10 protein-coding genes are annotated in these 13,049 nt (G+C 71.0%); all 10 read left to right on the forward strand.

The window, feature by feature from the left end; all coding sequences use genetic code 11:
* Nucleotides 1-29 precede the first annotated feature (29 nt).
* The 10 genes from nuoE to nuoN all read left to right on the forward strand — a co-directional run bounded on the left by nuoE (nt 30) and on the right by nuoN (nt 13,002).
* The gene (nuoE, locus tag ACFT41_RS14100) at nt 30-1,004 is read left to right on the forward strand and encodes an NADH-quinone oxidoreductase subunit NuoE (RefSeq protein WP_377580827.1); all 975 of its coding nucleotides are present in this window, start codon (nt 30-32) and stop codon (nt 1,002-1,004) included.
* On the forward strand, nt 1,001-2,317 hold the full coding sequence (gene nuoF / locus ACFT41_RS14105; protein ID WP_377580825.1) for an NADH-quinone oxidoreductase subunit NuoF: 1,317 nt from the start codon (nt 1,001-1,003) through the stop codon (nt 2,315-2,317). Before nuoE ends, nuoF begins: the two co-directional genes overlap by 4 nt.
* Nucleotides 2,317-4,827 carry an NADH-quinone oxidoreductase subunit G gene (locus tag ACFT41_RS14110; RefSeq protein ID WP_377580822.1) on the forward strand — a complete coding sequence of 837 codons (2,511 nt, stop codon included), beginning with the start codon at nt 2,317-2,319 and terminating at the stop codon, nt 4,825-4,827. Before nuoF ends, ACFT41_RS14110 begins: the two co-directional genes overlap by 1 nt.
* Nucleotides 4,824-6,176, forward strand: coding sequence for an NADH-quinone oxidoreductase subunit NuoH (nuoH, locus tag ACFT41_RS14115; RefSeq protein WP_377580820.1), 1,353 nt, complete (start codon nt 4,824-4,826; stop codon nt 6,174-6,176). The genes ACFT41_RS14110 and nuoH overlap by 4 nt, the downstream gene beginning before the upstream one ends.
* Nucleotide 6,177: 1 nt before the next feature.
* The gene (gene nuoI / locus ACFT41_RS14120) at nt 6,178-6,819 is read left to right on the forward strand and encodes an NADH-quinone oxidoreductase subunit NuoI (protein ID WP_043961432.1); all 642 of its coding nucleotides are present in this window, start codon (nt 6,178-6,180) and stop codon (nt 6,817-6,819) included.
* Nucleotides 6,816-7,586, forward strand: a complete 771-nt coding sequence (locus tag ACFT41_RS14125; protein WP_377580817.1) for an NADH-quinone oxidoreductase subunit J — start codon at nt 6,816-6,818, stop codon at nt 7,584-7,586. Before nuoI ends, ACFT41_RS14125 begins: the two co-directional genes overlap by 4 nt.
* Nucleotides 7,583-7,882, forward strand: coding sequence for an NADH-quinone oxidoreductase subunit NuoK (nuoK, locus tag ACFT41_RS14130; RefSeq protein WP_007074133.1), 300 nt, complete (start codon nt 7,583-7,585; stop codon nt 7,880-7,882). Before ACFT41_RS14125 ends, nuoK begins: the two co-directional genes overlap by 4 nt.
* Nucleotides 7,883-7,908: 26 nt before the next feature.
* On the forward strand, nt 7,909-9,852 hold the full coding sequence (nuoL, locus tag ACFT41_RS14135; protein WP_377580814.1) for an NADH-quinone oxidoreductase subunit L: 1,944 nt from the start codon (nt 7,909-7,911) through the stop codon (nt 9,850-9,852).
* Between the two features lie 64 nt (nt 9,853-9,916).
* Complete coding sequence (locus ACFT41_RS14140) at nt 9,917-11,452, forward strand: NADH-quinone oxidoreductase subunit M (RefSeq protein WP_377580811.1); 1,536 nt, start codon at nt 9,917-9,919, stop codon at nt 11,450-11,452.
* Nucleotides 11,449-13,002: an NADH-quinone oxidoreductase subunit NuoN gene (gene nuoN, locus ACFT41_RS14145; protein WP_377580808.1), complete on the forward strand. Its 1,554-nt coding sequence runs from the start codon at nt 11,449-11,451 to the stop codon at nt 13,000-13,002. Before ACFT41_RS14140 ends, nuoN begins: the two co-directional genes overlap by 4 nt.
* Nucleotides 13,003-13,049 lie beyond the last annotated feature (47 nt).

The raw sequence follows: 13,049 nt of genomic DNA on the forward strand, positions 1-13,049 counted from the left end.
CCCGCAGTCGCGAACGGAAGGCGGCTCTGATGACGACGACGACTTTCACCGAGCAGACGCGGGAGCGGGCGCGCGAGATCATCGCCCGCTACCCGGCCGACCGGTCGCGGTCGGCGCTGCTGCCGCTGCTGCACCTGGTGCAGTCGGAGGAGGGCTACGTCTCCCCGGCCGGCGTCGAGTTCTGCGCCGAGGTGCTCGGCCTGAACAAGGCCCAGGTCGGCGCGGTCGCCACCTTCTACACGATGTACAAGCGCCGGCCGACCGGTGACTACCTGGTCAGCGTCTGCACCAACACGATGTGCAACGTGCTCGGCGGGCAGGAGGTCTACGACACCCTCGCCGAGTACCTGGGCGTCGGCCACGACGAGACCACCGCCGACGGCAAGGTCACCCTGGAGCACGCCGAGTGCCTCGCGGCCTGCGACTACGGCCCCGTCATGACGGTCAACTACGACTTCTTCGACGGCGTCGACCCGCAGACCGCGCTCGGCGTGGTCGAGGAGCTGCGTGCCGGCGGCCGGCCGATGCCGACCCGGGGCGCGCGGCTCTGCACGCTGAAGGAGATGGCGGTGCAGCTCGCCGGCTTCGCCGACGAGCGCGAGGGCGCGGTCGCCGACGGCGACCCGGGCGAGCCCACCCTGCGGGGCCTGCGGCTGGCCGAGCGGCACGGCATCTCGGTGCCGGGCTACGACCCGAACACCCCGATCCGGAGCAAGGCCGAGGCCGACCGGGCCGCGGCCGAGGCGAAGGCGAAGGCCGAGGCCGAGAAGGCCACCGCCGAGGTGAAGGCCCAGGCCGCGAAGCCGGCACCGGCACCCGAGCCCGCGCCGGCCGCGCCCGGGGTGCCCGTACCGGTCGACGGGGCGCCCCCGGTCCCGCGCGACGCCCAGCAGGCCCAGGCCGCCGGGGCCGCCGCGAACCCGCCGGCCGGCGATCGCAAGCCCGCCGGCGACGACGCCGACGCCCAGGAGCGCTCCCTCAAGGAAGCGGAGGCCCAGCAGTGACGACTCCCCGGCCGGAGACCCTGGCCAAGCTCACCCCGGTGCTCACCAAGCGTTGGCTATCGCCGGACGCGTGGCGGATCGGCACCTACGAGAAGCTGGACGGCTACGCCGCTCTGCGCAAGGCGCTCAAGGCGCACCCGGACGACCTGATCCAGCTGATCAAGGATTCCGGGCTGCGCGGGCGCGGCGGCGCGGGCTTCCCGACCGGCCTGAAGTGGGGGTTCATCCCGCAGGGCGACGGCAAGCCGCACTACCTGGTGGTCAACGCCGACGAGGGCGAGCCGGGCACCTGCAAGGACCTGCCGCTGATGACCCACGACCCGCACTCGCTGGTCGAGGGCGTGATCATCGGGTCGTACGCGATCCGGGCCAGCCGGGCGTACATCTACATCCGGGGCGAGGCGGTGCACGCCGCGCGCCGGCTGCGCAGCGCCGTCCAGGAGGCGTACGCCAAGGGTTACCTCGGGCGCAACATCCTCGGCTCCGGGTTCGACCTGGAGCTGGTGGTGCACTCGGGTGCGGGGGCGTACATCTGCGGTGAGGAGACCGCGCTGCTGGACTCGCTGGAGGGGTTCCGGGGCCAGCCCCGGCTGCGCCCGCCGTTCCCGGCGACCCACGGCCTGTACGCCAGCCCCACCGTGGTCAACAACGTCGGCACCATCGCCAGCGTGCCGTACATCGTGCTCGGCGGGGCCGAGTGGTGGAAGACCATGGGCACGGAGAAGTCGTCCGGGCCGATGATCTACTCGCTCTCCGGCCGGGTCGCCAACCCCGGCCAGTACGAGTGCACGATGGGCGTCACGCTGCGCGAGCTGCTGGAGCTGGCCGGCGGGATGCAGCCGGGCCACAACCTGCGGTTCTGGACCCCGGGCGGCTCGTCCACCCCGCTGCTCACCGCCGAGCACCTGGACGTGCCGCTGGACTTCGAGGGGGTGGCGGCGGCCGGCTCGATCCTGGGCACCACGGCCACCCAGCTCTTCTCCGACCAGGACTGCCCGGTCTACGCGACGTACCGGTGGCTGGAGTTCTACCACCACGAGTCGTGCGGCAAGTGCACCCCGTGCCGCGAGGGCAACTACTGGATGGTCCGGGTCTACCGGCGGATCCTCGCCGGCCAGGGCACCCACGAGGACCTGGACACCCTGCTCGACACCTGCGACAACATCCTCGGCCGCTCGTTCTGCGGCCTGGGTGACGGTGCGACCAGCTCGGTGACCTCGTCGCTGAAGTACTTCAAGCAGGACTACCTCGACTACATCGAGGGACGTACCGCGCCGAAGCTGTCGGACAAGCAGCTGGTGGGAGCCCACTAATGACTGATGTCGTCAAGGCCCCGGAAACCGTCACGCTCACCATCGACGGCGTCGAGGTCACCGCACCCAAGGGCGCGCTGCTGATCCGGGTCGCCGAGCAGCTGGGCACCGAGATCCCGCGCTTCTGCGACCACCCGTTGCTGGCCCCGGCCGGCGCGTGCCGGCAGTGCCTGGTCGAGGTGGAGGGCCAGCGCAAGCCGGTGGCCTCCTGCACCCAGACCGTCGCCGAGGGCATGGTGGTCCGCACCCAGCTCAGCTCCCCGGTGGCCAAGAAGGCGCAGGAGGGGGTCATGGAGCTGCTGCTCATGAACCACCCCCTCGACTGCCCGATGTGCGACAAGGGCGGCGAGTGCCCGCTGCAGAACCAGGCGATGTCCACCGGCCGCACGGACTCCCGGTTCCACGAGCACAAGCGGGAATACCCCAAGCCGCTGCCGATCAGCACGCAGGTGCTGCTCGACCGCGAGCGCTGTGTGCTCTGCCAGCGCTGCACCCGGTTCTCCGAGGAGATCGCGGGCGACAAGTTCATCGACCTGATGGGCCGCTCGTCCGCCGAGGAGATCAACATCTACCGGGACGAGGCGTACGGGGCGGAGGGCGACTCCGGCGACGTCCCGTTCAACTCCTACTTCTCCGGCAACACCGTGCAGATCTGCCCGGTGGGCGCGCTCACCGGCGCGCAGTACCGGTTCCGGGCCCGCCCGTTCGACCTGGTCTCCAGCCCCAGCGTCTGCGAGCACTGCTCGGCGGGCTGCGCCCAGCGCACCGACTGGCGGCGCGGCAAGGTGCTGCGCCGGCTGGCCGGCGACGACCCGCAGGTCAACGAGGAGTGGAACTGCGACAAGGGCCGCTGGGGCTTCCAATACTCTCGCGCGTTCGACCGCCTCACCACCCCTCTCGTGCGCGACGCCGAGACCGGTGAGCTGCGCGAGGCGTCGTGGAGCGAGGCGCTGACCGTCGCCGCCGAGGGGCTGGCCGCGGCCCGGGACTCCGCCCGGGGCACGGCGGTGCTGACCGGCGGCCGGCTCACCGTCGAGGACGCGTACGCGTACGCGAAGTTCGCCCGGGTCGCGCTGCGCACCAACGACATCGACTTCCGGGCCCGGCCGGTCTCCCGCGAGGAGTCCGATTTCCTGGCCAGCTCTGTCGCCGGGCGCACCGACGTCACCTACGCGGACGTGGAGAACGCCCCCGCGGTGGTGCTGGTCGGCCTGGAGCCGGAGGAGGAGTGCCCGATCCTCTTCCTGCGGCTGCGCAAGGCATTCCTGAAGAAGAAGCTGACGGTGTACGCGATCGCGCCGTTCGCCACCCGCGGCCTGGAGAAGCTCGGGGCCAAGCTGGCCCGGGTGGTGCCGGGCGAGGAGGCGAGCGTGCTCGCCGAGCACGCCACGGTGGCCGAGGCGCTGAGCACCCCCGGCGCGATCCTGATCGTCGGCGAGCGGCTGGGCGAGGTGCCCGGCGGGCTGTCGGCGGCGGCGGACGTGGCCCGGCGTACCGGCGCGAAGCTGGCCTGGGTGCCGCGGCGCGCGGGCGACCGGGGCGCGGTCGACACGGGCTGCCTGCCGAACCTGCTCCCCGGCGGCCGTCCGGTCACCGAGCCGGCCGCCCGGGCCGAGCTGGGCGAGGCGTGGGACATCCCGGCCGGCGTGATCCCGAGCCAGGCCGGCCGGGACACCGACGCGATCCTCGCGGCGGCGGCCAACGACCAGCTCGGTGCGCTGGTGGTCGCCGGCGTCGACCCGGCGGACCTGGCCGACCCCCGGCTGGCCGAGCGGGCCCTGGACGCGGTGCCGTTCCTGGTCAGCCTGGAGCTGCGGATGAGCGCGGTGGCCCGCCGGGCGGACGTGGTCCTGCCGGTCGCCCCGGTGGTCGAGAAGGCCGGCAGCTTCCTCGACTGGGAGGGCCGCCTGCGTCCCTTCGAGGCGGTCCTGCACACCGCCGCGATGACCGACGGCCGAGTGCTCGACGCCCTCGCCGCGCTGCTCGACGTGCGGCTCGGCACCGGCGACGTGCTCAGCGTCCGCCGCGAGCTGGGCGGCCTGCCGCCGACCCGGGCCGACCGGCCGTCCACGCCGTCGGTGCAGCCGGCCACGGTGCCGCAGCCTGGCGCCGGGGAGGCCGTGCTGGCCACCTGGCACCAGCTCGTCGACCTGGGCAGCCTCACCGACGGCGACGAGCACCTCGGCGGCACCGCCCGCCCGCCGGTGGCCCGGCTGGGCAAGGGCACCGCGGAGGCGCTCGGCGTCGCCGACGGCGACCCGGTGACGGTGGGCACCGAGCGGGGGGCGATCACCCTGCCGGCGGCGATCACCGAGATGCCCGACGGCGTCGTCTGGCTGCCGACCAACTCACCCGGCTCCATCGTCCGGCGCGGCCTCGGCGCGGCGTCCGGCACGGTGGTGCGGATCTCCGCCTCCACGGCGACGGAACCGGCCCCGGCCGGCGAGGTCGCCGCCGATGCGGCCGGCCGCCCGGGTCCCCTCCTCAACTCCGGGGGTGTTTCCCAGTGAACGCGGTCTACCTCGCGCAGGACCCGACGCTGGCCGACTTCGGCAAGGACCCGTGGTGGCTGGTCCTGATCAAGGTCGTCTTCGCGTTCGTGTTCGGCCTGCTGGCCACGCTGCTCGGCGTCTGGTTCGAGCGGCGGGTCGTCGGCTACATGCAGGTGCGGCCCGGCCCCAACCAGGTCGGCCCGTTCGGCCTGCTCCAGACCCTCGCCGACGGTTTGAAGATGGCCTTCAAGGAGGACATCCTCCCGAAGGCGGCGGACAAGGTCGTCTACTTCTTCGCCCCGACCATCTCGGTGATCTGCGCGGTCACCGCGCTGTCGGTGGTGCCGTTCGGCCCGATGGTGAGCATCTTCGGCCACCAGACGCCGTTGCAGGTCACCGACGTGCCGGTGGCGGTCCTGGTGCTGCTGGCCTGCTCGTCGATGGGCATCTACGGCATCGTGCTCGGCGGGTGGGCGTCCGGTTCGACGTACCCGCTGCTCGGTGGCCTGCGCTCCAGTGCCCAGATGATCTCGTACGAGGTCGCGATGGGGCTGAGCATCGTGGCGGTGTTCATGACCGCCGGGACGATGTCGACCAGTGGGATCGTCGCCGCCCAGGGCGACGCCACCCGGCTGACCATCGCCGGCGTCGAGGTGCCGGCCCCCGGCTGGTACGCGATCCTGCTGCTGCCGAGCTTCATCATCTTCTTCATCGCCACCGTCGGTGAGACCAACCGGGCGCCGTTCGACCTCCCTGAGGCCGAGTCGGAGCTGGTCGCCGGCTTCATGACGGAATACAGCTCGCTGAAGTTCGCGCTCTTCATGCTCAGCGAGTACGTGGCGATGGTGACCATGTCTGCGGTCACCACGACGCTGTTCCTCGGCGGCTGGCGGGCCCCCTGGCCGATCACCCTCTGGGCGGGGGCGAACTCCGGCTGGTGGCCGATGCTCTGGTTCTTCGGCAAGGTGCTGGCACTGGTCTTCGTCTTCGTCTGGCTGCGGGGCACCCTGCCCCGGCTCCGCTACGACCAGTTCATGCGGTTCGGCTGGAAGGTGCTGCTGCCGATCAACCTGGTCTGGATCCTGGTCCTGTCCGGTCTGCGCTCGATCGAGGGCTGGCAGACCCGGGACCGGCTGCTCGCCACGGGCCTCGGCGCGGGCGTGCTGCTGCTGGTGACGCTGCTGTGGCCGAGCCGCAAGAAGGCGCCGCAGCCGTCGTTGCAGGAGCAGGTCAACAGCCGTCCGCACGGCAGCTTCCCGCTGCCACCGATGGACCTGCAAGTGCCACCGAGCCCGCGCACCAAGCGCGTGGTCGCCGAGCGGGAGCCGGCCAACGTCGCCGCCGGCTCGGACTCCAGGGAGGTGTGACGTGGGCGCGATCACCGGAACGTTCAAGGGCTTCGGGGTCACCTTCTCGCACATGTTCAGGAAGGTCGTCACGACCGACTACCCGTTCAAGCCGCCGGTGTCGGCGCCGCGCTACCACGGGCGGCACATCCTCAACCGGCACCCGGACGGCCTGGAGAAGTGCATCGGCTGCGAGCTGTGCGCCTGGGCCTGCCCGGCCGACGCGATCTACGTCGAGGGTGGGGACAACACCGAGGAGAACCGGCTGTCCCCGGGTGAGCGGCACGCGTCGGTCTACCAGATCAACTACGCCCGCTGCATCTTCTGCGGGCTCTGCATCGAGGCCTGCCCGACCCGGTCGCTCACCATGAGCAACGAGTACGAGCTGGCCCGGGACAACCGGCAGGACCTGATCTTCACGAAGGAGCAGCTGCTCGCGCCGCTGCTGCCGGGCATGGAGCAGCCGCCGCACCCGATGCGGCTCGGTGACAGCGAGAAGGACTACTACGTCGGCGCGCTGAGCAACCCGGGCACCTCGGCCGGGGCCGAGCACGCGGCGAACAGCCCGGGTCGCTACCAGGTCGAGGAGCACCCCGGGGTGACCTTCCCCGGTGCCGAGCAGCAGGCCCAGCGGGCGGCGGCGGGCAAGGGGGACGAGGCATGACCACGCAGACGGTGCTCGCGGCGGCGGGCGGGGTCTCCGGCGGCGAGGAGGTCACCTTCTGGATCCTCGCCCCGCTGGCGCTGCTCGGCGCGATCGGCATGATCGCGGCCCGCAACGCCGTGCACTCGGCGCTCTGGCTGGTGCTGACGATGCTCTGCCTGGGCGTGTTCTACGTCCTGCAGGCCGGGCCGTTCATCGGCATGGTGCAGATCATCGTCTACACCGGCGCGATCATGATGCTCTTCCTGTTCGTGCTGATGCTGGTCGGCCGGGACGCCACCGACTCGCTGATCGAGACGTTGCGCGGCCAGCGGTTCGCCGCCGTGGTGCTCGGGCTCGGCTTCGCCGGCCTGGTCGGCGGCGGCCTCTACCGGGGCCTCGGCGGTGTCTCGGCGGTCGGCCTGGAGCAGGCCAACGCCGAGGGCAACGTGCAGGGCATCGCCCGGCTGCTGTTCACCAAGTACGTCTTCGCCTTCGAGCTGACCTCGGCGCTGCTGATCACCGCAGCGGTCGGCGCGATGGTGCTGGCGCACATCGAGCGGCGTCGGGAGGACAAGATGGACCAGATCGCCACCATGAAGGCCCGCTTCGCCCCGGGCAACTACCCCGGCCCGAAGCCCGGCCCGGGCGTCTTCGCCACCTCATCCTCGGTGGCCACCCCGGCCCGCCTGCCCGACGGCCGGCTGACCGAGCGCAGCATCCCGGAGATCCTGCCGGCCCGGGAGCTGACCGCCGAGGAGACCACGCTGAAGGGGACGGACAAGTGACCCCGGACTACTACCTGGTGCTCGCCGCGGTGCTGTTCACCATCGGCGCGGTGGGGGTGCTCGTCCGCCGGAACGCGATCGTGCTGTTCATGTGCGTCGAGCTGATGCTGAACGCGGCCAACCTGACCCTGGTCACCTTCAGCCGGATCAACGGTGACCTGAACGGCCAGATCATGTCGTTCTTCGTGATGGTGGTGGCCGCGGCCGAGGTCGTGGTCGGCCTCGCGATCATCATGTCCATCTTCCGGACCCGGCGCTCGGCCAGCGTCGACGACGCCAACCTGCTGAAGTACTAAGGGGCCCTGCGGTGGGAGAGATTCTGATGAACGCCCCGGCTGAGCCGGCAGGTGAAGTCGCCTACGCTGCGGCGAGCGGGCTGCTGGGCAGCTTCTGGCTGCTGGTGGCGATCCCGCTGGCCAGCGCGGCGATCCTGCTGCTGCTGGGCCGGCGGGCCGACCGGTGGGGGCACTGGCTCGGGGTGGCCGCGATCGGCGCCTCCTTCGTGCTCGGCCTGGCCTACTTCTTCCAGCTGCGCGGCCTGGAGAACAAGTCGGCCGAGCTGAGCCTGTGGGACTTCATCGCCGTCGGCGACTTCCACGTGGACTTCGGCCTGCTGTTCGACCCGCTGGCCGCGGTCTTCGTGCTGCTGATCACCGGGGTGGGTTTCCTGATCCACCTGTACGCGGTCGAGTACATGGCGCACGACGAGGGCCGGCGGCGGTTCTTCGCCTACTTCAACCTCTTCGTCGCCGCGATGCTCCTGCTGGTGCTCGGCAACAACTACGTGATGCTCTACTTCGGCTGGGAGGGCGTCGGCCTGGCGTCGTACCTGCTGATCTCCTTCTGGTACGGCCGGCCGAGCGCGGCCACCGCCGGCAAGAAGGCGTTCCTGATGAACCGGGTCGGCGACGCCGGCCTGGCCATCGGCATTTTCATCATGTTCGCCACCCTCGGCACCACCCAGTACGACGAGGTGTTCAACGGGGTCGGTTCGCTGACCGGCACCACGGTGCTGGTGCTCGGCCTGCTGCTGCTGCTCGGCGCGGCCGGCAAGTCCGGCCAGTTTCCGCTCCAGGCGTGGCTGCCGGACGCGATGGAGGGCCCGACCCCGGTGTCGGCGCTCATCCACGCCGCCACGATGGTCACCGCGGGCGTCTACCTGATCGCCCGGTCCAACCCGGTCTTCTCGGCCAACTCGACGCTCCAGCTCGTGGTGGTCAGCGTCGGCGCGCTGACCCTGCTGCTCGGCTGCGTCATCGGCGCGGCCAAGGACGACATCAAGCGGGTGCTGGCCTGGTCGACGGTGAGCCAGATCGGCTACATGTTCCTCGGCGTCGGCCTGGGCGGCGGGGCGTACGCCCTGGCGATCATCCACCTGCTGGCGCACGGCTTCTTCAAGGCCAACATGTTCCTCGGCGCGGGCTCGGTCATGCACGGGATGAACGACCAGGTGGACATCCGCCGCTTCGGCGGGCTGTCGAAGTACATGAAGATCACCTGGATCACCTTCATGATGGGCTGGCTCGCCATCATCGGCCTGCCCCCGCTGTCCGGCTACTTCTCCAAGGAGCCGATCATCGCCGCCGCCTTCACGCGGGACGACTGGACGGCGTGGCTGTTCGGCGGGGCGGCGCTGCTCGGCGCCGGGCTCACCGCGTTCTACATGACCCGGCTGTTCGTCCTCACCTTCCACGGCCCGAAGCGGTGGACCGAGGACATCGAGCACCCGCACGAGTCGCCGAAGCTCATGACGATCCCGCTGAGCCTGCTCGCGGTCGGCTCGGTCGTCGCCGGTGGCCTGATGGTGTGGAACGACGGCCTGGCCTCCTGGCTGACGCCGGTGCTGGGCGAGGCCGGCGAGGAGCACGAGGCGGTGCTGCCGCACACGGTGATCACGATCTTGTCGCTGGTCGTCACGGTCGCCGGGGCCGGGCTCGCCTGGTCGCTGTTCCGCAACGGCACGGCCACCGAGCCGCAGCCGGCGGGTGTGCTGGTCACCGCAGCCCGGCGCAACCTCTACACCGACGCCTTCAACGAGGCGGTCTTCGAGAAGCCGGGGATCTTCCTCACCCGGGCGCTGGTCTTCCTCGACAACCGGGGCGTCGACGGGCTGGTCAACGGCCTCGCCGCCGCCGTGGGCGGGGGCTCGGGCCGGCTCCGGCGGCTGCAGACCGGCTTCGTCCGGTCGTACGCGACGTCCATCCTGACCGGCGCGCTGCTGGTGGTGGCGGCGTTCCTGGCCGTGCAGGCGGGGTGGCTGGCGTGATCGACCTCTCTACGGCCGCCCCCGCCGGCGGACCACGCAGTGACGACGGAGGTAAGGCCGCATAATGTCCAACTTCCCGTTCCTCTCGGTGCTGACCGTGGCGCCGCTGGTCGGCGCGCTGGTCGTGGCCGTCCTGCCGCGCCGCCGGCCGGACCTGGCCAAGCAGGTGGCCTTCGGGTGGTCGCTGCTGGTGCTCGCCCTGTCCGTGGTCATGTGGCTGGCGTTCAAGTCCGGCGGTGAGCGGCTCCAGTTCCGCGAGTCGTACACCTGGATCCCGCAGTGGGACGCCCGGTTCACCTTCGCCGCCGACGGCATCGCCCTGGTGATGCTGATGCTGATCGCGATCCTGGTGCCGCTGGTGATCCTCGCGTCCTGGCACGACGCCGAGTCGTCGAAGCGTTCGGTGCCGGTCTACTTCGCCCTGCTGCTCGTCCTCGAATCCACGATGATCGGCGTCTTCGCCGCCGCCGACGTCTTCCTGTTCTACGTGTTCTTCGAGGTCATGCTGGTGCCGATGTACTTCCTGATCGGCAGCTACGGCGGCCACCAGCGGCAGTACGCGGCGGTGAAGTTCTTCCTCTACTCGCTGGTCGGCGGCCTGTTCATGCTGGCCGCGGTGATCGGCCTGTGGGTCGTCGGCGGGAAGACCTTCGACTGGCAGGCGCTCACCCAGATCGACATCTCCACCGGGACCGAGCGCTGGCTGTTCCTCGGCTTCTTCCTCGCCTTCGCGATCAAGGCGCCGTTCTTCCCGTTCCACACCTGGCTGCCGGACGCCGGTGGGGCCGCCCCCGCCGGGGCCGCCGCGCTGCTCGTCGGCGTGCTGGACAAGGTCGGCACGTTCGGGATCCTGCGGTACTGCCTGCCGCTGTTCCCGGAGGCGTCGAAGTGGTTCGCCCCGTACGCGCTCGCGCTCGGGGTGATCGGCATCATCTACGCCGCGCTGCTGGCGGTCGGCCAGAACGACCTGAAGCGGCTGGTGTCGTACACCTCGATCGCGCACTTCGGGTTCATCGGGGTCGGCATCTTCGCCTTCACCACCCAGGCCGGCACGGGCGCGGTGCTCTACATGCTCAACCACGGCCTCGCCACCGGCCTGCTCTTCCTGGTGGTGGGCATGCTGGTGGCGCGGCGCGGCTCGGCCCTGATCAGCGACTTCGGCGGCGCGGGCAAGCTGGTGCCGCTGCTGGCCGGGGTGCTCTTCTTCGCCGGTCTGGCCTCGCTGGCCCTGCCCGGCACCGCGCCGTTCGTCTCCGAGTTCCTGGTGCTGATCGGCACCTTCACGGTGAACAAGCCGGTCGCGGTGATCGCCACGCTCGGCATCATCCTGGCCGCCGCGTACGTGCTGTGGATGGTGCAGCGGACGACCCAGGGCACCCTCAACCCGGCCCTGGCCGAGGTCGAGCCGATGCGCCGCGACCTCAACCTGCGCGAGAAGGTCGTGGTCGCGCCGCTGATCGCGCTGATCGTGCTGCTCGGCTTCTATCCCAAGCCGGTCACCGATGTCATCAACCCCGCCGTCCGGGCCACCATGGAGGACGTCGGCAGGACCGATCCGGCCCCTGAGGTCGGCGGTGTCGTGCAGGAGGCCGCAAAGTGACCGAGCTCAAGCTGCCGTCGATCGACTACGCGGCGCTCGCTCCGATCCTGATCATGTTGAGCGCCGCCCTGCTGGGCGTGCTGGTCGAGGCGTTCGTGCCCCGCCGGCGCCGACACCTCGTGCAGCTCTTGCTCGGGCTGCTCGCGGTGCTCGCCGCGCTGGTGATGGTGATCTTCAACGCCGACGACCGGCTGATCACCGCCGGTGGGGCGCTCGCCGTGGACGGGCCGACCCTGTTCCTCCAGGGTGCGATCCTGGTCCTCGCGGCGATGTCGCTGCTGCTCATCGGCGAGCGCTCGGTGGAGCGGGGCGGGGCGTTCGTCGCCCAGGCCGCCGTCACCGCCGAGTCGGTCGAGGACCGGCGGCAGGCCGAGGGCAGCAACGGGGCGACCGAGGTCTACCCGCTGACCAGCTTCGCCATCGGCGGCATGCTGATCTTCGTGGCGGCGAACGACCTGCTGACCATGTTCATCGCCCTGGAGGTCTTCTCCCTGCCGCTCTACCTGCTCTGCGCGTTGGCCCGTCGCCGGCGGCTGCTGAGCCAGGAGGCGGCGATGAAGTACTTCCTGCTCGGCGCGTACGCCTCGGCGTTCTTCCTGTTCGGCGTGGCCCTGGTGTACGGCTTCACCTCCGGCATTCCGGGCCGCCCGGCCGGCGTCGACTTCGCCACCATCCACGCGGCGGTCACCGAGTCCCCGGCCAGTCAGGTGCTGCTCTTCGCCGGCATGGCGTTGCTCTCCATCGGCCTGCTGTTCAAGGCCGCCGCCGCACCGTTCCACGTGTGGACCCCCGACGTCTACCAGGGCGCCCCGACGCCGATCACCGGCTTCATGGCGGCCTGCACGAAGGTGGCCGCGTTCGGCGCCCTGCTGCGGGTCTTCCACGTGGCGTTCGCCGGGGCGGCGTGGGACTTCACCCCGGTCCTCGGCGCGGTGGCGGTGCTCACCATGCTGGTCGGCGCGGTGCTGGCGGTCACCCAGACCGACATCAAGCGGCTGCTGGCCTACTCGTCGATCGCCAACGCCGGGTACCTGCTGGTCGGGGTGCTCGCACCGAGCCGGGACGGGCTCGCCGGCACGATGTTCTACCTGGCCGCGTACGGCTTCTCGGTGCTGGCCGCGTTCGCCGTGGTGACCCTGGTCCGTGACGCCGACGGGGAGGCCACCCACCTGTCCCGCTGGGCGGGGCTGGGGAAGCGCTCGCCGTTCTTCGCGGCGATCTTCACCTTCATCCTGCTGGCCTTCGCCGGTATCCCGCTGACCAGCGGGTTCATGAGCAAGTTCGCCGTCTTCGCCCCGGCCCTGGACGCCGACCAGGTGTGGCTGGTGGTGGCCGGCGTGCTGACCAGCATGGTGCTCGCGTTCCCGTACCTGCGGGTCGTGGTCATGATGTGGTTGTCCGAGCCGGGGGAGTCCACCCCGACGGTGACCGTGCCGGGCGGGCTGACCTCGGCGGCCCTCATGATCGGCGTGCTGGCCACGCTGGTCCTGGGCGTCGTGCCGGGCCCGCTGCTCGACCTCGCCAACGGCGCCGCCGAATTCGTCCGATGACAGACGTTTCCCCGCGACGGGGCCGGTACGCGACAGCGTGCCGGCCC

Source organism: Micromonospora sp. NPDC057141 (genome assembly GCF_042670805.1).
Taxonomy (GTDB): Bacteria; Actinomycetota; Actinomycetes; order Mycobacteriales; family Micromonosporaceae; genus Micromonospora.